The sequence below is a fragment of the Phenylobacterium soli genome (assembly GCF_003254475.1).
In the GTDB taxonomy this organism is placed as follows: Bacteria; Pseudomonadota; Alphaproteobacteria; order Caulobacterales; family Caulobacteraceae; genus Phenylobacterium; species Phenylobacterium soli.
The window spans coordinates 1,802,241-1,822,018 of record NZ_QFYQ01000001.1; the positions used below are offsets into that span (position 1 = coordinate 1,802,241).

The window sequence follows — 19,778 nt, forward strand, 5'->3', positions numbered from 1 at the left end:
CGCGACGCCCTCATAACGAAATCAAGACAATGGGATCGTCGTAGCAGAGTCCTCGCGGGCGGCGGAAGTCCGAAGGCTCCCCGACTTTTGCAGTCTGCGCCAAAAAGTCCGTCGTGACAGAACAAAGAAGGAACGGTAGGGTCGCGGCCATGGCGGTCCTCGACCTCAAGCGCAAGCTCGCCATCCTCTCCGATGCGGCCAAGTACGATGCGTCCTGCGCCTCCTCCGGAGGCCAAAAGCGCGACAGCCGCGGCGGCAGGGGCGTGGGCTCCACCGATGGCGGCATGGGCATCTGCCATGCCTATGCGCCCGACGGGCGCTGCATCAGCCTGCTCAAGATCCTGCTGACCAACTTCTGCATCTATGACTGCGCCTACTGCGTGAACCGGGTGTCCTCGAACGTGGCGCGGGCGCGGTTCACGGTGCAGGAGGTCGTCGACCTCACCCTCGGCTTTTACAAGCGCAACTACATCGAGGGGCTGTTCCTCTCGTCGGGGATCATCCGGTCCGGCGACTACACGATGGAGCAGCTGGTGGCGGTGGCGAAGAGCCTTCGCCTCGACCACGATTTCCGCGGCTACATCCACCTGAAGCTCATCCCCGAGGCGTCGCCCGAGCTGGTCAACGAGGCCGGGCTCTACGCCGATCGGGTGTCGATCAATATCGAGCTGCCGAAGGACGACAGCCTGGCCGCCCTGGCGCCGGAGAAGGACCTGCGGGTCATCAAGAAGGCCATGGGCTCGGTGCGCCTGGCGGCCGAGGCGGCCAAGGAACCGGCGCGCACGGCCCCACCGCCGCGCTTCGCGCCGGCCGGCCAGTCCACCCAGATGATCGTCGGCGCGGACGGGGCTTCGGACGGCGAGATCCTCAAGCGCAGCGAGACCCTCTACGGCGCCTACAGCCTGCGGCGGGTCTATTATTCGGCCTTCTCGCCGATCCCGGATTCCACCGCCCGCCTGCCGCTCGCCCGGCCGCCGCTGGTGCGCGAGCACAGGCTCTACCAGGCCGACTGGCTGATGCGCTTCTACGGCTTCGAGCGGGCCGAGATCGTCGGCGAGGGCGAGGACCTGGCGCTGGACATGGATCCCAAGCTGGCCTGGGCGCTGAAACACCGGGGCGATTTCCCCGTCGATCTCAACACCGCGGACCGCGAGCGGCTGCTGCGGGTGCCGGGGCTGGGCGTGCGCTCGGTCGACCGGCTGCTGGAGGTCCGCCGGCTGAAGCGGGTGCGGCTGGAGGACGTCAAGCGGCTCTCCCGGGGCATCGCCAAGCTGAAGCCCTTCATCGTCACCGACGACTGGCGGCCGGGCGCCCTGGCCGACCAGGCGGACCTCGCCGACCGCCTGAAGGCGCCGCCGAGGCAGATGAGCCTCTTCTGATGCCGGTGGCGGCCCTTTCGAGCGAGACGGATTTCGACGGCTGGCGCGCCGCCGCCCGATCCCTGCGGTCGCGCCACGCGTCGCCCGAAGAAGTGATGTGGACCGTGGGCGAGGGCGCTGGCCTGTTCGAAGCCGACGTCCCGGCGGCCGGCGCTCAAGGCTTCAGCGTGCCGCGCGCCTTCGTGGACCTGGCTCGCGAGGTCATCCTGCATCGCGCGCCCGAGCGGCTCGGCCTGCTCTATCGGCTGCTCTGGCGGCTGGAGGCGCAGCCGCGGCTGCTGGAGATCTCCACCGACGCCGATGTCGCCCAGGCGCTCGCGTTCCAGCGGCAGGTGCGGACGGCGATCCACAAGATGCACGCCTTCGTCCGCTTCCGCGAAGTCGAGGCCGCGGACGGCGAGGCGTTCGTGGCCTGGTTCGAGCCGGCGCACCGGGTCACCGAGGCCGCAGCGCCGTTCTTCGTGAAGCGCTTCGCCAACATGCGCTGGTCGATCCTGACGCCGGACGCCTGCGCCCACTGGGACCGCTCGACGCTCGCCTTCACGGCCGGGGTCGAAGCGTCCGCCGCGCCGGCCGCCGACGCCCTGGAGGACTACTGGCGTACCTACTACGCCTCGATCTTCAACCCGGCGCGGATCAAGGTTGCGGCGATGAAGAAGGAGATGCCGGTCCGCTACTGGCGGAACCTGCCGGAAGCCGCGCTCATTCCCGAGCTGATCGCCGGCGCCGAGGAGCGCACGAGGAACATGGTCCGCCAGCAGCCCTCAGAGCCGTCCCGCCGGGCGCAGCGCGCCGCCCGGCGGCTGAGCCGGGACGCGCCCTACGACGGCCAGGCGCCGACGACGCTCGAGGAGGTCGCCGCCGGGATCGAGGCCTGCCGCCGCTGCGAGCTGTGGCGCGACGCCACCCAGGGCGTCCCCGGCGAGGGACCCGGCAAGGCGCGGCTGATGCTGGTCGGCGAACAGCCCGGCGACCAGGAGGACCTGGCGGGCCAGCCGTTCGTCGGACCGGCGGGCGGGGTGCTGGACAAGGCGCTGGCGGCGGCGGGCGTGCCGCGGGCCGAGACCTTCGTCACCAATGCGGTGAAGCACTTCAAGCACGAGCTGCGCGGCAAGCGGCGGCTGCACAAGACGCCCGGCGCCGGCGAGGTCTCCGCCTGCCGCTGGTGGCTCGACGCCGAGCGGCGGATCGTGCGCCCGCGGGTGATCGTCGCCCTCGGCGCGACGGCGGCGCTGTCGGTGTTCGGCAAGGCGACGCCCATCGGCAAGTTCCGCCAGCAGGCGATCCAGCTGCCTGACCAGGTGCAGGGCGTGGTCACCTATCACCCGTCCTACCTGCTGCGCGTGCCGGACGCGGAGGCCAAGGCGAAGGCCTACGCCATGTTCGTCGAGGACCTGAAGTTCGCCTGGCATCTCGCCGCCTGAGGGAGCGGGCCGGAACCGGCGGCGTCCTCGTCGGTTGGCCTTGGCATGACCACGCCCCATCCGAGCCATCTGGACCAGCGCGACCCGGCCAAGGCGGACGTGCGGGACATCCGCGAGGAGGTCGATCGCGAGATCGAGGTCTATGCGCGCGACCTGCACGACCTGGTGCTGCTGGTGCCGGAGGACAGCTGGGACGAGTTCCTGAAGCTGTCGGGCTGCGTCGCCGAGAACGAGGCGACGCTCTATCGCGGCGTGATGCTGCGGAAGGGGCCGGTCACCGCGGTGGTGGTGCAGGAAGGCTTCTAGGGCGCGGCCTCAGCCGGCCGCCAGGAACCCCGCCTCGGCGAAGTCGAGCATCCGCTTCAGGAGCGCCTGGACGTCGCCCTCGCGGGTGATGCCACCGGACAGGTGGTGCAGGCGGTCGAACTCGGCGAAGCGGTTGTTGTGGACCATGCCGAGCACGAAGTGCAGCCGCCAGTAGACCGTCTCGCGCGGCAGGTCGGGCCGGGCGGCGATCAGGGCGTCGGCGAAGCGGGCCAGGTGGCTGACGTCGTTCTGGATCGCCTCACGCATCTCCGCGGTGCCTTCCGAGCGGGCGCGGATGATGAACTGGATCGAGATGCGCCGGTCGTTGGCCGGGTCCGACCACTTGAGCGGCGGAGTGAAATAGGCCTCGAGGATCTCGCGCACCGGCGGCTTGCCGGCGTGGCGCTCGTTGGCCTCGTGCAGCATCCGCGCGCGCTCGCGGTTCAGCTCGGCCGTGCGCTTCCTGAAGATCTCGAAGAGCAGGGCGTCCTTGGAGCCGAAGTGGTAGTTCACGCTGGCCAGGTTGACGCCGGCCTCGGCGGTGATGTCGCGGACCGAGACGTTCTGGAAGCCGTTGAGCGCGAAGAGCCGCTCGGCGGCGTTGAACACCGCCGCCTTGGTGGCGGCCTGCGCCTCCTCGGTCTCGGCGCCCTCGTTGATGAGGGGATCGGTCATGCGAATCCCTTAGCGAACCCAGGCGAGCATAGGCGGCCTGTTTTCACCCGCAAACTACGCGTCGCCCGGTCAGGCATTCCCCTCAGCGCGCCAGCTCGCGCATCGCCTTCTCCAGGCCTTCCAGGGTGAGCGGGAACATCCGGTCGTTGACCAGCTGCTTCATCACCCCGATGGACGGGGTGTAGTCCCAGTGCCGTTCGGCGGTGGGGTTCAGCCAGACCATGTGCTCGTAGATCTGCGCCACGCGGTCCATCCAGACCGCGCCGGCTTCCTCGTTCCAATGCTCCACCGAGCCGCCCGGATAGGTGATCTCGTAGGGGCTCATGGTCGCGTCGCCCACGAAGATAACCTTGTAGTCGTGCGGGAACTTGTGGAGCACGTCCCAGGTGTTGATCTTCTCGGCGTGACGGCGGCGGTTGTCCTTCCACACGGCCTCGTAGAGGCAGTTGTGGAAGTAGTAGAACTCCATGTTCTTGAACTCGGACCGCGCGGCGCTGAACAGCTCCTCGCAGACCTTGATGTGGCTATCCATCGAGCCGCCGATGTCGAGGAACAGCAGGACGGAGATCTTGTTGCGCCGCTCCGGCCGCAGGTTGATGTCGAGATAGCCCTTCTCGGCCGTGCCCTTGATGGTGGCCGGCATGTCGAGCTCTTCGGCGCTGCCCTCGCGGACCCACTTGCGCAGGCGACGCAGGGCGACCTTGATGTTCCGGGTGCCGAGCTCGACCTGGTCGTCGAGGTTCTTGTACTCGCGCTTATCCCAGACCTTGATGGCCTTGCCGTGGCGGCCCTTGTCCTGGCCGATGCGCACGCCCTCGGGATGATAGCCGTTGGCGCCGAACGGCGAGGTGCCGCCCGTACCGATCATCTTGTTGCCGCCCTCGTGGCGCTCCTTCTGCTCCTTGATGCGCTCGGCGAGCGCCTCCATGAGCTTGTCGAAGCCGCCCATCGCCTCGATCTGGGCCTTCTCCTCCTCGGTGAGGAACTTCTCGGAGATCTTGCGCAGCCACTCGGCCGGGATGTCGGCGGCGAGGCCCTCCTCCATCCGCTCCAGCCCCTTGAACACGTGGCCGAAGACCTGGTCGAACTTGTCGATGTTCTTCTCGTCCTTCACCAGGGCGGCGCGGGACAGGTAGTAGAAGTCGTCCACCGAACGGTCGATCACCGCCTTGTCGAGTCCCTCCATCAGCATGAGGTACTCTTTCAGCGTCACGGGCACCTTGGCCTCGCGCAGCTCGGTGAAGAAGCGCATGAACATCGCGGGCTTGCCTCTCGGCGAACAATCGTTTGAACGCAGAGGATGGGGCCGCGGGTTCAGGAAGTCCAGAGCGGGAGAGGCCCTGCGGCCTAGCTGTCGCTGTCGCAGGTCTCCAGGGCGCGCAGCTTGCGCCAGACCGTCATGCGCGAGACGCCGAGCCGGCGGGCGATCTCCACGGGGCCGACGCCGGCCCGCTGCAGGGCCAGGATCTGCTGGGCCGGCGCGCGCGGCCGCCGGCGCGCCGGCTCGGGCGGCTCGAGGGCGGCGAGGGCGGCCAGCACGGCGCGCAGGGTCTCGCCCCGTTCGCCGCAGGTGGTGACCGGCGGCTCGGCGGTGATCAGCGCCGCGCCGCGCGCGTCGAGCCGCTCGACCACCTCGAGGATGGCGCGAGGCGAGCGGCCGAGATGCTGCAGGCGCAGGGCGACCAGCTCGTCGCCCTGGCCGATGAAATCGAGGATGGAGGTCAGGGTCGGCCGGGCCTCGGGGGCGGCGTCCTCCTCGACGCGCACCACCTGGCAGCCCATGTCCCGCAGGGCGGCCGCGGCGTCGCTGTGATCCGTATCGCTCAGTCGAACGTAACCGATCCTCAGCATCGCGAGCCCGCTCCTCGTCGCCGTTCCGGCGAAGGTCCCAAATGCGACGCGCGCGGCCAAGAGCCCGGCGCGTTAATTCGCCGCAATGTTCAACAGCGAGCGATCTACACCTTGGCGGGATTGTGTTCGGCGCGCGTCTTTTCCTTCCCGGCGGGGAAAACGTCCGCAGCGCGGCGGCGCAGGATGAATTCGTGGTCGATCGTGCGGCCGACCTTGAACCCGTATTCGCCGACCTTCTCGAAACCGTGGCGCAGGTAGAACCGCTGGGCGCCGTGGTTCTCGCTCCAGACGCCGATCCAGAGATCGCGGTAGTGGCGCTCCAGCCAGTCCATGGCCGCGCCGAACAGCTTCCCGCCGAGGCCCCGGTTCTGCCAGTCCTTGAGGAAGTAGAAGCGCTTCAGCTCGCCGCAGGTGTCGGTGACCTCGGGATGGGGCAGGCCGCAGGGGCCGACCTGGGCGTAGCCGATGACGTCCCCGTCCGCCTCCACCAGCCAGGCCGCCCGTCGCGGGTCGGCCAGGTCCTCGCGGGTGTGATCCACATCATAGGCTTCGGCCAGGAACACCTCGAGATCCTCCGGCGGATAAAGGTGCGCGAAGGTGTCGGCGAAGGTGCGCGCCCCGATCGCCGCCAAAGCTTCGGCGTCGCAGGTGGTTGCGCGGCGGAGGGTGGGTTCAGACATCGGGTGAGAGGCGTTTCTGCGTTAGGATAACTTATGACCGTCGCGCTCTACACGCATTCCGACATGCTCGACCACCGCCCGGGCGAATGGCACCCGGAGCGGCCCGAGCGGCTGCGCGCGGTGATCGACGCCCTGCAGGACGCCTCGGACCTCGACCTCATGGTGCGCGACGCGCCGCTGGTCGAGGCGGCCGACCTCGCCCGGGTGCACCCGCAAGCCTATGTGGACGCCATCACCCGCGCCGCACCGACCGAGGGCGTGCGGCAGCTCGATCCGGACACCTTCATGTCGGCGGGCAGCCTGAACGCGGCGCGGCGGGCGGCCGGCGGGGTGGTGCAGGCGGTGCGCGACGTGGCCGCCGGCAAGGCGGAGCGCGCCTTCTGCGCCGTGCGTCCGCCGGGCCACCACGCCGAGCCCGCCAAGCCCATGGGATTCTGCTTGTTCTCCAATGTCGCGGTGGCGGCCAAGGCGGCCCAGGCGGCGGGCCTGCAGCGCGTGGCCGTGGTCGACTTCGACATCCACCATGGCAACGGCACCCAGGCGGCCTTCGAGGGCGAGCCTGGCCTGTTCCTGGCCTCGATCCAGCAGTGGCCGATGTGGCCGGGCAGCGGCCATCCGGAGCATCCGACCGCCTCGAACATCGCCAACGCCGTGGTCTCGCCCGGCGCGCCGTCTGCCGAATGGCGCAAGAGCTTCGAGACCCTGATGCCGAAGCTGGAGCTGTTCCGGCCGGACCTGATCATCATCTCCGCCGGCTTCGACGCCCACGTCCGCGACCCGATCGGCGAGGCCGGCCAGGCGCTGGAGGCCCACGACTTCGCCTGGGCCACTCGCGCAATCCTCGAGGTCGCGCGGCAATACGCCAAAGGTCGGGTTGTGTCCTCGCTTGAGGGCGGTTACGACCTTGAGGCACTGGGCTCTTCGGCGGTCGCGCACGTGAGGGCCCTTTCCGAGGGGTGAGGGTTGGGACCGGCCTGGGCGCGTCATGCCCGCGCCGCCCGGACGGAATGGCCAGCGCATTGACCGCCGAGATTCCAGACCGTCCGAGCACACGCCGTCCCGGCGCGATCATCCTTGCCCGCCACGGCGAGCCGGCGCTGTCCCGCAAGGTGAAGCTCAACGCCCGCCAGTACCGCGACTTCTGGGCCAGGTACGAGGTGCTGGGTATCCTGCCGGGGCAGACCCCGCCGGAGAAGCTCGCCCGCTTCGTGGCCCGGGCCGGAACCCTGGTCTCCTCCACCCGCCTGCGCTCCATCGAGAGCGCCGCGGCCCTGGCAGGCGAGCGCCAGGTGATCCAGCACGAGGTGCTGATCGAGGCGCCCCTCCCGCCCCCGCCCTGGCCGGACTGGATCAGGCTGTCGCCGAGCGTCTGGGGATTCCTGGCGCGGTTCTGGTGGTGGTTCTTCGACCATCATGATGGCCAGGAGACCCGGATCGACGCCGAGACCCGGGCCGGGGACGCCGCCGATCTGCTGATCGGCTACGCCGAGCGGGGCGAGGACGTGGTGGTCCTGGCGCACGGCTTCTTCAATTTCATGATCGGCCGGGCGCTGCGCCGGCGCGGCTGGAAACTGACGTCGAGCGAAGGCTACAAATACTGGTCGACGCGCCGCTTCGAGCGCGCCTAGTTAGGGTTCGAATCCGGAGGTCCCCATGTCCGAGCCCGCCGACATCGCGAGCTTGAGCTTCGAGCAGGCGCTGGCCGAACTCGAACAGATCGTGGCGCGGCTGGAATCGGGCCAGGCGCCGCTTGATGACTCCATCCGGCTCTACGAGCGCGGCGCGGCCCTGAAGGCGCACTGCGAGCAGCGGCTCGAGGCGGCGAGGCTGCGCGTCGAGAAGATCGTGGTCGGAGCCGGCGGCCAGCCGGGAGTCGAGCCCGCCGAGTTCGGCTGATGGCGGGGCTGGCGCAACGCGTGGCCGAGGCCGCCGACCTCGTGACGGTGGCCCTCGACGAGCTTCTCCCCCGCGGGGAGGGCCCGGAGGCGCGGCTGACAGAAGCGATGCGCTATGCGGCGCTCGGGCCCGGCAAGCGGCTGCGCACCTATTTCGCCCTCGAGACCGGCCGCATGTTCGAGCTGGACGACCGCTCGGTGCTGCGCGCGGCCTGCGCGCTGGAGTGCATCCACGCCTACAGCCTGGTGCACGACGACCTGCCGTGCATGGACGACGACGATGTCCGCCGGGGCCGCCCGACCGTGCACAAGGCCTATGACGAGGCGACCGCGGTGCTGGCGGGCGACGCCCTGCAGACCGCCGCCTTCGAGATCCTCGCCCACCCCGACACCCACGCCGACGGCGCCATCCGGGCTGAGCTGGTGGCCAGGCTCGCCCAGGCCTCGGGCGCTCGGGGGATGGCCGGCGGCCAGATGATCGACATCCTCGGCGTGCGTGACGACCTTGGCGGGGTGGCGCGCATGCAGCGGCTGAAGACCGGCGCCCTGATCGCCTGCGCCTTCGAGCTGCCGCTGGCCATGGCGCGGGCCAAGGACGGCGAGCGCCACGCCCTGCTGGCCTTCGCGCACGACCTGGGCCTCGCCTACCAGATCGTCGACGACCTGCTGGACGCCGAGGGCGACGCCGAGGAGCTGGGCAAGGCGGTCGGCAAGGACGCCGGCAAGGGCAAGGCCAATTTCGTCACCCTGCTCGGCGTCGAGGCGGCGCGCGAGCGCCTCGGCGTGCTCGCCGAGCAGACCAAGAGCCACCTCGAGCCGTTCGGCGAAAAGGCCGAATTTCTGAGGGCCAGTGTCGATTTCGTGCTAGAGCGCCGAAGTTAAGTCGCGAGTTCGTTTCAGTCCCGCCATGCCTCCCGCAACGCCGCTTCTCGATACGGTCAAGTCGCCCGCCGACGTGCGCAGATTGGCCGAGAGCCAGCTCAAGCAGCTGGCCGACGAGGTTCGCCTGGAAACCATCGACGCGGTGTCGCAGACCGGCGGTCACCTGGGGGCGGGTCTGGGCGTCGTCGAGCTGACCGTGGCGCTGCACTATGTCTACGACACGCCGCGCGACATCCTGATCTGGGACGTCGGCCACCAGGCCTACCCGCACAAGATCGTCACCGGCCGGCGCGACCGGATCCGCACCCTGCGCCAGGCCGGTGGGCTCTCCGGCTTCACCAAGCGCACCGAAAGCGAATACGACCCGTTCGGCGCCGCCCACGCCTCGACCTCGATCTCCGCCGCGCTCGGCTTCTGCGCCGCCCGCGACCAGGAGGGCCGCGACAACAAGGTGGTGGCGGTGATCGGCGACGGCTCGATGAGCGCCGGCATGGCCTACGAGGCGATGAACAACGCCTGCGAGACCACCAAGCAGCTGACCGTCATCCTCAACGACAACGACATGTCGATCGCCCCGCCCGTCGGCGGAATGAGCGCCTATCTCGCGCGCATGGTCTCGGGCGGCGGTTACCGCTCGATCCGCAACCTCGGCAAGGCGGTGACCAAGGTCTTCCCGCGCCCGCTGCAGGACGCCGCCCGCAAGGCCGAGGAGTTCGCCCGGGGCATGGTCACCGGCGGCACCTTCTTCGAGGAGCTGGGCTTCTACTACGTGGGTCCGATCGACGGCCACGACATGGACGCCTTGGTCCACGTGCTGCAGAACGTCCGCGAGATCGACGACCGGCCGGTGCTGGTCCACGTGGTCACCCAGAAGGGCAAGGGCTACGCCCCGGCCGAGAACGCGGCCGACAAGTACCACGGCGTGGTCAAGTTCGACGTGGTCACCGGCAAGCAGGCCAAGCCCGCCCAGGCGACCGCCCCGCAGTACACCAAGGTGTTCGCCCAGGAGCTGATCAAGCACGCCGAGATCGACCCGAAGATCGTGGCGATCACGGCCGCCATGCCCTCCGGCACCGGGCTCGACCTGTTCGGGCAGCGCTTCCCCGACCGCACCTTCGACGTCGGCATCGCCGAACAGCACGCGGTGACCTTCGCGGCGGGCCTGGCGGCGGATGGGATGAAGCCGTTCTCGGCGATCTATTCGACCTTCCTGCAGCGCGGCTACGACCAGGTGGTCCACGACGTGGCGATCCAGAAACTGCCGGTGCGCTTCGCAATCGACCGGGCGGGCCTGGTCGGCGCCGACGGGGCGACCCACGCCGGCTCCTTCGACATCGGCTTCATGGGCGCCCTGCCGGACATGGTGGTGATGGCCGCCGCGGACGAGGCGGAGCTGGCGGCCATGGTGGCCACGGCCGTCGCCATCGACGACCGGCCCAGCGCCTTCCGCTATCCGCGCGGCGAGGGCGTCGGGGTGGAGATCCCGGCGCTGGCCAACCCGCTTGAGATCGGCAAGGGCCGCATCGTGCGCGAGGGGACGGCGGTGGCCATCCTGTCGTTCGGCACGCGCCTGGCCGAGAGCCTCAAGGCCGCCGACATGCTGGCGGCGCGGGGCCTTTCGGCGACCGTCGCCGACGCCCGCTTCGCCAAGCCGCTCGACATCGACCTCATCCTGCGGCTCGCCCGCGAACACGAGGCCCTGATCACGGTCGAAGAAGGCGCCATGGGCGGCTTCGGCGCCTTCGTCCTGCAGGAGCTCGCCCGCCACGGCGCTCTCGACCGCGGACTGAAGGTGCGCACCCTGACCCTGCCGGACCTGTTCCAGGACCAGGACAAGCCCGAGGCCATGTACGCCCAGGCCGGCCTCGACGCCGAGGGCATCGTGCGCGGGGCGCTGAGCGCGCTGGGCGTCGACAACGCCTCGGTCGCGGGCCGGCGGGCCTGACCTCGTGACCACGCGGCGGAGCGCCCTGACCCTGCTCGCCGCCGGGATCGCCGCCCCTGCCTTTGAGCCGGCGTTCGCCGCCACCCCCGACGCGACGGCGCGGATCCGCAAGCTCGAGACCGACCTCGGCGGCCGGATCGGCGTCTCCGCGGTCGACACCGGATCGGGCCGGCGGCTCGGCTACCGGGCCGGCGAGCGGTTCCCGATGTGCAGCACCTTCAAGGCCCTGGCGGCGGCGGCGATCCTGCACCGGGTGGACACTGACTGCGACGCGCTCGACCGCCGCATCCTGATCCGCAAGAGCGACCCGAAGGGTTGGTCGCCGGTGACCGAGACGCACGTCGGCCAGGACATGACGCTGGAGGCGCTTTGCGCCGCCGCGGTCTGCTACAGCGACAACGGGGCCGGCAACCTCTTGCTCGGCGCGCTGGGCGGGCCGGCGGGCCTCACAGGCTATGTCCGCTCGCTCGGCGACAAGGTGACCCGGCTCGATCGCTGGGAGCTGGAGCTGAACCGCGTGCCGCCCGGCGATCCGCGCGACACCACCAGCCCCGCCGCCATGCAGGCGACCCTGGCCAAGGTGGCGCTGGGCAAGGCGCTGGCGCCCGCCTCGCGCGACAAGCTGGTCGGCTGGCTGGTGGCCAACACCACCGGCGACGACCGCCTGCGGGCCGGCGTTCCGAAAGCCTGGAAGGTGGGCGACAAGACCGGCACCGGTCCGGATGGCGGCGGCGTCAACGACATCGCCGTGCTCTGGCCGCCGGGTCGCGCGCCGATCATGGCGGCGGTCTATACCGTGGGGTCGGCCAAGCCCGCCGCGGCCCGCAGCGCGGCCATCGCCGAAATCGGCCGGATCATCGCCGAGACGCTCTAGCCGCCTCGTCTCAGTAGCCGTCGTCCTCGTTCGGATAGCGGCCATAGCCGGGCGGCGGGGCGTACTGGCCGCCATACTGCGGATAGTAGCGGCGCAGGTATTCCTGGCGCTGATCCTCGGCGGCGCGGCGCTGATCGGCCAGCTGCTGCTCGCGTTGCTCGGCGAGCGCCTGCTGGCGTTGGGCTTCGCGCTGGGCCTCAGCCTCTTCCTCGCGGCGCTTGGTCTCGGCGGCGACGTGCTGGGCCTGAGCCTCGGCCGCCTCCTTCTGGGCCTTCACCAGGGCGAGCTGCTCGTCGGCAAGCTTCTGGGCGCGGGCGTCGGCGGCGGCGCGGGCCTCGGCCTCCTGCCTCGCCGCGAGGTTGGCGCGGTACTGGGCCGCCACCTGGGCGCCGCAGGTCCGAAGGTCGTTGATCGCCTGCTCGGAGCCCGCCAGGCGCGCGCTCATCGGCTCGTCAGCCAACCAAGCGATCAGCAGGGTCCCGCCCTTCCTGAGCGCGTTCAGCGTCTCGTCGCTGAGGGTCATCGCCCCGACCTTGGGATTCTCCAGGCGGAGCAGCAGGTTGGAGTAGGGCTTCCTGTCGATGTCGATGGCCAGGAAGGCGCGCTTGGGCATCTCGTCCTTGGCGAACTTGAGCTGGACCAACTGGCCATCGGAGGCGAGCTCGACCTGGGCGGTCGCGCCGGACTTGCCGGTCAGCTCGATCTCGGTGTGGCAGCTGTCCTCGTCGGGCGAGACGATCCAGGCGTAGCCCTGCGGTTGTGTCTGGGCCGGCGTCGGCGCGGCGATGCCCGCGCTCGCCATCACGGCGGCGGCCAGGACGCCCGGCGCGATGTACCTGATCACGGCGAAAACCCCTCAGCACCCCTCGAGGCTCAGACTAGGCCCGAGGGCACATGAACGGGAACTGACCGGAGTGTCGCGGGTGGCCTAGCCGGCGCAGGTTGCGACGAAGCGCCTCGCCTGGTCCGGCGCGGCGGCGAGGGCCGTGGCGCGGCCGCCGAGATCGAAACTGAGCGCGCCGGTGCGGGCGAACGCCGCCAGGGCGGGATCGGCGACGGTGGTGGCCGCTTCGACCAGCACCCCGGACTGGATCTCCGCGGGTTCGCTTTGGATGGGCAGGCTGGACACCGCGGATCCCGAGCGCAGCGTGAGGCGGGCGGGCGCCGTCGGCGCGGTCGTCGTGACCTGCACCGCGCCCGAGCCGGGGCGGCAGGCGAGCATCAGGACGACGTCGTCGGTGTCGGGCACGCCGTAGGCGAGCTTGGCCTCGTCGCCGTCGGCCGCCGGCGTGAGGCGCCAGGCCATGCCGTCGCTGGGCGGCGCCGCCGCCGGATCCGGGGTGGCGCAGGCGCAGAGCACCAGGGCCGCAACGAGGCTCAGCGGAACGGCGCAGCGCATGACAACCCCTTCATCGCAAAGGAGAACGCCACGCGTCGGCCGCCGTTGCCTTGATCCGCATCAGAAGGGCGAGAAGCGCTCCATCAGCGACTGGCCCGCTGGGGTCTTCTGCACGCGGCTGATGTCGCCGCGGCCGCCGTAGGAGATCCGCGCCTCGGCGATCTGGGTGTGCTTGATGGTGTTGGCCGAGGAGATGTCCTCCGGCCGCACGATGCCGGCCACGGTCAGGGAGCGGACATCGGTGTTGGTCTTCACCTCCTGGGTGCCCTGGATCACCAGGTTGCCGTTCGGCAGGACGGCGGTGACCACCGCGGCGATGGTCAGGCTGATCTTCTCGGCGCGGTTCACCGCGCCCGCGCCGGTGTTGGCGGTCTTGGAGGCGGTCTCGATGGCGTTGGCCGGGTCGTAGCCGCCCGGCAGGATTTTCCCGAGGCTGGATTCCAGGCCGAGCAGGTGCGGCACGCCTGCGGTCATGCCCGAGCTGCGCGAGCTGGTGGTCGAGTTCACGGTCTTGGCGCTGTCGTCGATGTCGATCATCACCGTCAGGATGTCGCCCACCCGGCCGGCCCGCTGGTCTGCGAAGAAGGCGCGCGCGCCGGTCCGCCACAGGGAATTGGCGCTGGCCGGACCCGGCGAAGGCTCGCGCGCGGAGGCGAGCGGCATCACCGGCTGTTCGCGCGGCACCAGGGCGGCGGGGTAGCCGACGGGGGCGAGCTCGGGGCCCTTCACGGCCTCGGCGACGGTCGAGCAGGCCCCCAGCGAGCCGCAGAGCGGGACCAGGGCGGCGAGGGCGAGGACGCGCAGACGCATGAGGACTTCCTTCAACGCGAGGCGAAGCGGGTGGAGCGGGCGGACTTCATCTCGTCGGCGGCGGGGCCGACGACGGCCTGGCCGGGTCCGCTGACCACGGCCTGGATGACCTTCTTGGAGGCGGTGTTCTCGACGTTGAGGGTCTCGCCGAGGCCGCCGCCGGCCAGCGCCTTGCCCTGCAGGGAGAGAGAGATTCCGTCGGCCTGGAAGCTGACCGTGATGATCTCGCCGGCCTTGATGATCTGCGGCGCGGAAACGTCATGGGCCAGGGCCGCGGCCCCGGCGCGCAGCGGCCGGCGGGCGGCCTGGCCGATGATGGCGTCCGGATCGCGCGGGCTGTCGGAGGGCGCGGCGGCGGCCCTGCCCCAGACGAGGTCCTCGGGCGCGACGATCTCGCCGGCGGCGATGTTGCGCGCATAGGTCAGCACGTCGACGTTGCCGGCCCGCGCGGCGGCGGCAGCGACGGAGCCGGCCGGCTGCACGGCGCCGCCGGCGACGACGATGGTCTTCAGCCCCTCGGCGTTGTCCCAGTCGAGGCCGGCGCGGGCGGCGACCTGCTGCACGACGCGGGCGTTGAGCACGACGCTGGCGCCGGTGCGTGTCGCCACGGCCACCCGGCCCGCCGCCCCGGCGCCGTCGAAGAGGTCCGACAGGGTGACGACGCCGTCGGCGTCGAAGGTGTTGGCCTTGAGCCGCACGGCCTGGCCGGCGAGGGCCAGCGAGGGCGCGGCCGAGGCGGTGGTCAGGGCGAGGGCGAAGAGGAGGGCGCGCATCCTACGACTTCACCTGATTGGCGACGCCCAGCATGGAGTCGGCGGTGGAGATGACCTTGGAGTTCATCTCGTAGGCCCGCTGGGCGACGATCAGGGCGGTGATCTCGGACACCGGATCGACGTTCGAGGCTTCGGTGTAACCCTGCACCAGGGTGCCGAGGCCGTTGTTGCCCGGCGTGCCGGTGGTCGGCGGGCCGGAGGCCGCGGTCTCCTTGAAGAGGTTGGAGCCCTGGGCCGAGAGGCCGGCCTCGTTCATGAAGGTCGAGAGCTCGAGGTTGCCGACCGTGGTCGGCGTCGGAGAGCCCGCCGAGGTGACCTGCACCTGGCCCGCCTGGGAGATGGTGACGTCGGTGGCGCCGGACGGGATCGTGATCGCCGGCTGGATCAGGTAGCCGTCCTGGGTGACGAGCTGGCCCTGGTCGTTGACCGCGAAGTTGCCGGCCCGGGTGTAGGCGTTCTCGCCCGAGGGCAGCAGCACCTGGAACCACCCCTGGCCGTTGATGGCGAGGTCGTACTTGTTGTCGGTGCGGGTCAGAGAGCCCTGGGTGCCGATCCGGTAGACCGTTCCGGCCTTAACGCCCGCGCCGACCTGGACGCCGGTGGGCACGATGTTGCCCTGGTCCGAGGACTGGGCGCCGGGCTGCTCCATGGTCTGGTAGAGCAGGTCCTGGAACTCGGCGCGCTGCTTCTTGAACGCCACCGTGTTCATGTTGGCGATGTTGTTCGAGATCACCTCGACGTTCAGCTGCTGGGCGGCCATGCCGGTCGCAGCGGTGCGCAGAGCCATCATCGCGCTTCTCCTTAAGCGGCCTTGCCGAGCTGCTGGATGGCCTGGGTCGAGAGATCGCCCTGGCTGTCCATCATCTTGGCCATCTGTTCGTACGCCCTGGAGACCTCGATCATGCGGGTGATCTCCAGGATCGGATTGACGTTCGAGCCCTCCAGCATGCCCTGGCGCAGCTTGGCGTCGGTGGCCGCCGTCGCCGGCTGGTTGGAGGTGTTCTGCAGCAGGTTGTCGCCGGTCTTCTCGAGGGTGGAGAGATTGGCGAAGGTGTAGACGCCGAGCTTGCCGATGCGCTCGGCGCCCTGGCTGATCGTGCCGTCGGTGGAGATGGTCACCTGGCCCTTCTCGGCGCTGAGGCTGATCTCGCCGCCGCCGTCGTCGAGCACCGGCGAGCCGCCCTGGGTGACCAGGCGGCCGGCCTCGTCGGTGCGGAAGCGGCCGTCGCGGGTGTAGCGCTCGCCGGCGGGCGTCTGGACCTTGAAGAAGCCCTGGCCCTCGATGGCCACGTCCAGGGCCGCGTCGGTCTTGCGCAGCGAACCCTGGCCGAAGTCGCGAATCACCCCGTTCGGCATCACGAACTTCACCGGGGCCGGACCGCCGAGCGTGAAGGCCGGCGCCTGCGGGTCCTCGGCGACCGCAAGCGCCTCGACCTTGAAGCCCGAGGTGTCGGCATTGGCGATGTTGTTGGCGATGATGTCGAGCTGGCGCTGCAGCACCATCTGCTTCGACAGACCGACGTAAAGACTGTTGTCCATTAATCCTTGGCCTTCCGACCGCGAACGAATTCGCATGGTCCGCTGCAAGCTTCGGGCCAGTTGAAAACCTAAGAAAATTCAGCAGTTAAAATGGTTAACGCGCGCCGGGCGGCGAAAAATGCCGGGCAGGGTTTGTCGCCGTTAAGGTCCGTTAAAAACGGCTTCTTAACCAAACGCCCCGCACACGTGAGCGACTAGGATTCTAAGGAACGCGCGCGTGGCCGAAGCCGCTGTCAAAGAGGCCCCCGACGCCGAAGCCGCCGAAGGCGAGGACGGCGAGGGCCAGCCGGCGAAGAAAAAGCTGTCGCTGAAGCTGCTGATCATCATCGGCGCCGCGGCCCTGCTCGTCCTCGGCGGCGGCGGGACGGCGGCCTTCTTCCTGCTCAAGCCGAAGCCCGACGCGGCGGCCGAGAAGGGCCACAAGGCCAAGGAAAAGAAGAAGGACGAGAAGGGCGGCAAGGAAGGCAAGGAGGGCAAGGGCGGCGGCGCCCAAGTCCGCGAAGGCCCCGATGGGGTGATGTTCTACACCCTGCCCGACATCGTCGTGAACATGCAGACCGCCGACGGCCGGCCGACCTTCCTGAAGCTGAAGCTCACCCTGGAGCTGCCCGACCAGGAGGCCGTGGACGCGATGGAGCCGAACACGCCGCGCCTGCAGGACATGTTCCAGACCTTCCTGCGCGAGCTGCGCCCGGAGGACCTCTCCGGCAGCCAGGGCTCCTACCAGCTGCGCATGGAGCTGCTGCGCCGGGTGAACCTGGTGCTCGCGCCCTCCAAGGCCAACGCCGTCCTGATCGAGGAGATGCTCATCAACTAGCCGCCCTTCGGGTCGGACAGTCGAACAGCGTAAGCGCATGGCCGAAGACAACGACACCAACGCCGAATCCGAAGCCGCCGGCTGGAGCGAGTCGATCCCCGCCCCGCAGCCCAGCGGCGAGGGGCCGATCGGCTCCGAGCGGATCCTCAACCAGGAAGAGATCGACAGCCTCCTGGGCTTCGACCTCTCCGAGGAGGAGATGTCGGAGCGGACAGGCATCCGCGCGATCATCAATTCCGCGCTCGTCTCGTACGAGCGCCTGCCCATGCTCGAAATCGTCTTCGACCGGCTGGTCCGGTACATGACGACGAGCCTGCGGAACTTCACCTCGGACAACGTCGAGGTCAGCCTCGACAACATCTCCTCGATCCGCTTCGGCGACTATCTGAACTCGATCCCGCTGCCGGCGATCCTGGCGGTGTTCCGGGCCGAGGAGCTCGACAACTACGGCCTGCTGACGGTCGACTCGAACCTCATCTACTCGATCGTCGACGTGCTGCTGGGCGGGCGCCGCGGCACCGCGGCCATGCGCATCGAGGGCCGGCCCTACACGACCATCGAGCGGGTGCTGGTGCAGCAGATGGTGCAGGTGGTGCTGGCCGACGCCAAGCTCGCCTTCGAGCCGCTGACGCCGGTCTCCTTCGCCCTCGACCGCCTCGAGACCAATCCGCGCTTCGCGGCCATCGCCCGGCCGGCCAACGCCGCCATCCTGGTGAAGCTGCGCGTCGACATGGAAGACCGCGGCGGGCGGATCGAGCTGTTGCTGCCCTACGCCACCCTCGAACCCATCCGGAAGATGCTGCTGCAGCAGTTCATGGGCGAGAAGTTCGGCCGCGACAACATCTGGGAAAGCCACCTCGCCACCGAGCTTTGGACCACCAACATGGACGTCCGCGCCGTGCTCGACGAGCAGCAGGTGCCGCTCCAGCAGGTGCTCGGGCTGAAGGTCGGCGACACCTTGATGCTCAACGCGACGCCCGACAGCCTTATCGAGCTGCGCGCCGGGTCGATTCCCCTGACGCGCGGCCGCATGGGCCGGCGCAACGCCCACATCGCCGTGCGGGTCGAGGCGCCTCTGTCGCCCCATGCCCGTAAGGCCGTCACGAGGGGCCATCAATGAGCCTGATCTCGGTCTCGATGAACCTGCTGCTGGCCGGGCTGCTGACCGCCGCTCTCGTCCTGGGGCTGCGCCTCAACAAGCGGCTGAAGGCCCTGCGCGACAGCCATGAGGGCTTCGCCGTCGCCGTACGCGAGCTCAACGCCGCGGCCGAGCGGGCCGAGCAGGGGCTCGCGGACCTGCGGGCCGCGACCGACGAGGCCGTCGACATCCTGGCCGACCGTATCGAGAAGGGCCGCGCCCTGGCCGGCAAGCTGGAGCGCCTCACCGCCGAGGCGCCGCGCGAGACCCGCGAGGCTCCGGCCGCCCGCGACGACAGCCACGACAAGCGCCTCGGCGCCCTGCTCGCCGCCGCCCGCGACGCCCGCCGTCCGGAGCGCGGCGAACGCGCCGGCCGCGAGGATCGCGCCGAACGCACGCCGCCGCCGGCGCGCCCCCGCAATCCCGAAGACGATCTCTTCGACGACCCGCCGCTGACGCTTCATCAAGGAGGCCGCCGATGAAATCCATGCCGCGCATCCTGCCGCTCGTGGGCGTCGCCATCGGCGGCGTCCTCGCCATCAATGCGCTCGCCGGCGCGCGCGACCTGCCGGGCCTGCTGTCCAACGCCAAGGCCTTCGCCGAGGAAGCCGCCAAGGGCAAGAAGGCCGACAAGGCCGACAAGTCCAAGGACGCCAAGGGCGCGGGTGAGGCCGCCGCCACGGGCCAGGCCGCGGACGCTTCTTCCCTGACCTCGCCGCTGCCGCCGCCGACCATCAAGCCGCAGGCGGTCTGCGCGCCGACCGCCGCCGAACTGGCCAAGGAGGCCGGCCTGTCGCCGGCCGAGCTGCAGGTGCTACAGAACCTGGGCGCCCGCCGCGGCGAACTGGACCAGCGCGAGAACGACCTGTCGACCCAGCTCGCCCTGCTGGCCGCGGCCGAGGCCAAGCTGGACGCCAAGGCCAAGGCCCTGGCGGGCCTCAAGGCCGACGTGCAGGGCCTGCTCACCCAGGCCGACGGCCGCGAGGCCGCCGAGGTCGACCGGCTGGTCAAGGTGTTCGAGGGCATGAAGCCCAAGGACGCCGCGCCGCGGATGGTGCTGCTCGACGACAGCGTCCGCATCCCTATCGCCGCCAAGATGAAGGAGCGCGCGCTCTCGGCCGTCCTGGCCCAGATGCCGCCCGCCGAGGCCAAGAAGGTCACCGAGGCCCTGGCGAAGCGCTTCGCCGCGGCCCAGACCCTGGCGCAGAACGGCATCGCCCAGGCCGATCCGGCCAAGGCCGACCCGGCCCAGGCGGCGGACGGCAAGGCCAAGGCTCAGCCCACGAAGCAGGCCCGGAAGTCGCCGCCGCGCAAGAAGGCGCCGGCCTCGAAGGAGGCCAAGGCCCCGGCCGCTGAAGGCGCCGCGCCGGATCCGGCCAAGGCCGGCTAGA

At 70.1% G+C, this 19,778-nt stretch carries 23 protein-coding genes; 13 read left to right on the plus strand and 10 right to left on the minus strand.

All coding sequences use genetic code 11. The features are described 5' to 3' along the window. The first annotated feature begins 149 nt into the window (after positions 1-149). Genes DJ017_RS08975 through DJ017_RS08985 form a run of 3 tightly spaced genes read left to right on the plus strand, consistent with a single transcriptional unit; the run spans position 150 to position 3,109 of the window. On the plus strand, positions 150-1,379 hold the full coding sequence (locus tag DJ017_RS08975) for a putative DNA modification/repair radical SAM protein (protein ID WP_111528395.1): 1,230 nt from the start codon (positions 150-152) through the stop codon (positions 1,377-1,379). Beyond that, positions 1,379-2,803: a UdgX family uracil-DNA binding protein gene (locus DJ017_RS08980; RefSeq protein ID WP_111528396.1), complete on the plus strand. Its 1,425-nt coding sequence runs from the start codon at positions 1,379-1,381 to the stop codon at positions 2,801-2,803. Before DJ017_RS08975 ends, DJ017_RS08980 begins: the two co-directional genes overlap by 1 nt. A gap of 45 nt (positions 2,804-2,848) precedes the next feature. Next, a complete protein-coding gene (locus tag DJ017_RS08985; RefSeq protein WP_111528397.1) occupies positions 2,849-3,109 on the plus strand; it encodes a hypothetical protein in 261 nt (86 codons plus the stop codon). Positions 3,110-3,118: 9 nt separating this feature from the next. On the opposite strand, the gene DJ017_RS08990 is transcribed toward DJ017_RS08985, so the two are convergent. The 4 genes from DJ017_RS08990 to DJ017_RS09005 form a co-directional block, all read right to left on the minus strand. Then, entirely contained in the window at positions 3,119-3,784 is a 666-nt protein-coding gene (locus tag DJ017_RS08990) for a TetR/AcrR family transcriptional regulator (RefSeq protein WP_111528398.1), read from the minus strand. An 82-nt stretch (positions 3,785-3,866) separates the two neighbouring features. Continuing rightward, a complete protein-coding gene (locus tag DJ017_RS08995; RefSeq protein WP_111528399.1) occupies positions 3,867-5,042 on the minus strand; it encodes a vWA domain-containing protein in 1,176 nt (391 codons plus the stop codon). An 89-nt stretch (positions 5,043-5,131) separates the two neighbouring features. Then, the gene (locus DJ017_RS09000; protein WP_111528400.1) at positions 5,132-5,635 is read right to left on the minus strand and encodes a recombinase family protein; all 504 of its coding nucleotides are present in this window, start codon (positions 5,633-5,635) and stop codon (positions 5,132-5,134) included. A gap of 104 nt (positions 5,636-5,739) precedes the next feature. After that, on the minus strand, positions 5,740-6,315 hold the full coding sequence (locus DJ017_RS09005) for a GNAT family N-acetyltransferase (RefSeq protein ID WP_111528401.1): 576 nt from the start codon (positions 6,313-6,315) through the stop codon (positions 5,740-5,742). A 33-nt stretch (positions 6,316-6,348) separates the two neighbouring features. Here DJ017_RS09005 and DJ017_RS09010 point away from each other — a divergent pair, with 33 nt between their 5' ends. From DJ017_RS09010 to bla, 6 genes are read left to right on the plus strand one after another with little or no spacing between them, the layout of a single operon-like run. Next, positions 6,349-7,275 carry a histone deacetylase family protein gene (locus tag DJ017_RS09010; protein ID WP_111528402.1) on the plus strand — a complete coding sequence of 309 codons (927 nt, stop codon included), beginning with the start codon at positions 6,349-6,351 and terminating at the stop codon, positions 7,273-7,275. 47 nt (positions 7,276-7,322) lie between these two features. After that, positions 7,323-7,943, plus strand: a complete 621-nt coding sequence (locus DJ017_RS09015) for a histidine phosphatase family protein (protein ID WP_111528403.1) — start codon at positions 7,323-7,325, stop codon at positions 7,941-7,943. Between the two features lie 25 nt (positions 7,944-7,968). After that, positions 7,969-8,211 carry an exodeoxyribonuclease VII small subunit gene (locus DJ017_RS09020; protein ID WP_111528404.1) on the plus strand — a complete coding sequence of 81 codons (243 nt, stop codon included), beginning with the start codon at positions 7,969-7,971 and terminating at the stop codon, positions 8,209-8,211. Further along, complete coding sequence (locus tag DJ017_RS09025) at positions 8,211-9,092, plus strand: polyprenyl synthetase family protein (protein WP_111528405.1); 882 nt, start codon at positions 8,211-8,213, stop codon at positions 9,090-9,092. Before DJ017_RS09020 ends, DJ017_RS09025 begins: the two co-directional genes overlap by 1 nt. A gap of 25 nt (positions 9,093-9,117) precedes the next feature. Beyond that, positions 9,118-11,037, plus strand: coding sequence for a 1-deoxy-D-xylulose-5-phosphate synthase (gene dxs / locus DJ017_RS09030; protein WP_111528406.1), 1,920 nt, complete (start codon positions 9,118-9,120; stop codon positions 11,035-11,037). Positions 11,038-11,041: 4 nt separating this feature from the next. Next, positions 11,042-11,911, plus strand: a complete 870-nt coding sequence (gene bla, locus DJ017_RS09035; RefSeq protein WP_111528407.1) for a class A beta-lactamase — start codon at positions 11,042-11,044, stop codon at positions 11,909-11,911. Between the two features lie 10 nt (positions 11,912-11,921). Here bla and DJ017_RS09040 read toward each other — a convergent pair whose 3' ends face one another. From DJ017_RS09040 to flgF, 6 genes are all read right to left on the minus strand, one after another. After that, positions 11,922-12,755 (minus strand): hypothetical protein, encoded by an 834-nt coding sequence (locus DJ017_RS09040; RefSeq protein WP_111528408.1) that lies wholly within the window; start codon positions 12,753-12,755, stop codon positions 11,922-11,924. Positions 12,756-12,839: 84 nt separating this feature from the next. Next, positions 12,840-13,310, minus strand: a complete 471-nt coding sequence (locus tag DJ017_RS09045) for a hypothetical protein (protein WP_111528409.1) — start codon at positions 13,308-13,310, stop codon at positions 12,840-12,842. A gap of 60 nt (positions 13,311-13,370) precedes the next feature. Continuing rightward, a complete protein-coding gene (flgH, locus tag DJ017_RS09050; protein WP_111528410.1) occupies positions 13,371-14,120 on the minus strand; it encodes a flagellar basal body L-ring protein FlgH in 750 nt (249 codons plus the stop codon). Between the two features lie 11 nt (positions 14,121-14,131). Next, the gene (gene flgA, locus DJ017_RS09055; protein WP_111528411.1) at positions 14,132-14,893 is read right to left on the minus strand and encodes a flagellar basal body P-ring formation chaperone FlgA; all 762 of its coding nucleotides are present in this window, start codon (positions 14,891-14,893) and stop codon (positions 14,132-14,134) included. Between the two features lies 1 nt (position 14,894). Beyond that, positions 14,895-15,683, minus strand: a complete 789-nt coding sequence (gene flgG, locus DJ017_RS09060) for a flagellar basal-body rod protein FlgG (protein ID WP_111528412.1) — start codon at positions 15,681-15,683, stop codon at positions 14,895-14,897. Between the two features lie 11 nt (positions 15,684-15,694). Beyond that, positions 15,695-16,432 (minus strand): flagellar basal-body rod protein FlgF, encoded by a 738-nt coding sequence (gene flgF / locus DJ017_RS09065; RefSeq protein WP_111528413.1) that lies wholly within the window; start codon positions 16,430-16,432, stop codon positions 15,695-15,697. 217 nt (positions 16,433-16,649) lie between these two features. Here flgF and DJ017_RS09070 point away from each other — a divergent pair, with 217 nt between their 5' ends. From DJ017_RS09070 to DJ017_RS09085, 4 genes are read left to right on the plus strand one after another with little or no spacing between them, the layout of a single operon-like run. After that, positions 16,650-17,249: a flagellar basal body-associated FliL family protein gene (locus DJ017_RS09070; protein WP_111528414.1), complete on the plus strand. Its 600-nt coding sequence runs from the start codon at positions 16,650-16,652 to the stop codon at positions 17,247-17,249. Between the two features lie 37 nt (positions 17,250-17,286). Further along, positions 17,287-18,369 (plus strand): flagellar motor switch protein FliM, encoded by a 1,083-nt coding sequence (gene fliM / locus DJ017_RS09075; protein WP_111528415.1) that lies wholly within the window; start codon positions 17,287-17,289, stop codon positions 18,367-18,369. Next, positions 18,366-18,869 carry a DUF6468 domain-containing protein gene (locus DJ017_RS20620; protein ID WP_193539995.1) on the plus strand — a complete coding sequence of 168 codons (504 nt, stop codon included), beginning with the start codon at positions 18,366-18,368 and terminating at the stop codon, positions 18,867-18,869. The genes fliM and DJ017_RS20620 overlap by 4 nt, the downstream gene beginning before the upstream one ends. After that, entirely contained in the window at positions 18,866-19,777 is a 912-nt protein-coding gene (locus tag DJ017_RS09085) for a MotE family protein (protein ID WP_227000081.1), read from the plus strand. The genes DJ017_RS20620 and DJ017_RS09085 overlap by 4 nt, the downstream gene beginning before the upstream one ends. Position 19,778: the final 1 nt, after the last annotated feature.

Bases quoted from the DNA above. Each gene is read 5' to 3' on its own strand.
- DJ017_RS08985 (WP_111528397.1), top strand. From the start codon at position 2,849: ATGACCACGCCCCATCCGAGCCATCTGGACCAGCGCGACCCGGCCAAG.
- DJ017_RS08980 (WP_111528396.1), top strand. From the start codon at position 1,379: ATGCCGGTGGCGGCCCTTTCGAGCGAGACGGATTTCGACGGCTGGCGC.
- flgH (WP_111528410.1), bottom strand. From the start codon at position 14,120: ATGCGTCTGCGCGTCCTCGCCCTCGCCGCCCTGGTCCCGCTCTGCGGC.
- fliM (WP_111528415.1), top strand. From the start codon at position 17,287: ATGGCCGAAGACAACGACACCAACGCCGAATCCGAAGCCGCCGGCTGG.
- DJ017_RS08995 (WP_111528399.1), bottom strand. From the start codon at position 5,042: ATGTTCATGCGCTTCTTCACCGAGCTGCGCGAGGCCAAGGTGCCCGTG.
- DJ017_RS09010 (WP_111528402.1), top strand. From the start codon at position 6,349: ATGACCGTCGCGCTCTACACGCATTCCGACATGCTCGACCACCGCCCG.
- DJ017_RS09085 (WP_227000081.1), top strand. From the start codon at position 18,866: ATGAAATCCATGCCGCGCATCCTGCCGCTCGTGGGCGTCGCCATCGGC.
- DJ017_RS09000 (WP_111528400.1), bottom strand. From the start codon at position 5,635: ATGCTGAGGATCGGTTACGTTCGACTGAGCGATACGGATCACAGCGAC.
- flgG (WP_111528412.1), bottom strand. From the start codon at position 15,683: ATGATGGCTCTGCGCACCGCTGCGACCGGCATGGCCGCCCAGCAGCTG.
- DJ017_RS08975 (WP_111528395.1), top strand. From the start codon at position 150: ATGGCGGTCCTCGACCTCAAGCGCAAGCTCGCCATCCTCTCCGATGCG.
- DJ017_RS09025 (WP_111528405.1), top strand. From the start codon at position 8,211: ATGGCGGGGCTGGCGCAACGCGTGGCCGAGGCCGCCGACCTCGTGACG.
- DJ017_RS09020 (WP_111528404.1), top strand. From the start codon at position 7,969: ATGTCCGAGCCCGCCGACATCGCGAGCTTGAGCTTCGAGCAGGCGCTG.
- DJ017_RS20620 (WP_193539995.1), top strand. From the start codon at position 18,366: ATGAGCCTGATCTCGGTCTCGATGAACCTGCTGCTGGCCGGGCTGCTG.
- DJ017_RS08990 (WP_111528398.1), bottom strand. From the start codon at position 3,784: ATGACCGATCCCCTCATCAACGAGGGCGCCGAGACCGAGGAGGCGCAG.
- dxs (WP_111528406.1), top strand. From the start codon at position 9,118: ATGCCTCCCGCAACGCCGCTTCTCGATACGGTCAAGTCGCCCGCCGAC.
- DJ017_RS09015 (WP_111528403.1), top strand. From the start codon at position 7,323: ATGGCCAGCGCATTGACCGCCGAGATTCCAGACCGTCCGAGCACACGC.
- DJ017_RS09005 (WP_111528401.1), bottom strand. From the start codon at position 6,315: ATGTCTGAACCCACCCTCCGCCGCGCAACCACCTGCGACGCCGAAGCT.
- flgA (WP_111528411.1), bottom strand. From the start codon at position 14,893: ATGCGCGCCCTCCTCTTCGCCCTCGCCCTGACCACCGCCTCGGCCGCG.
- flgF (WP_111528413.1), bottom strand. From the start codon at position 16,432: ATGGACAACAGTCTTTACGTCGGTCTGTCGAAGCAGATGGTGCTGCAG.
- DJ017_RS09045 (WP_111528409.1), bottom strand. From the start codon at position 13,310: ATGCGCTGCGCCGTTCCGCTGAGCCTCGTTGCGGCCCTGGTGCTCTGC.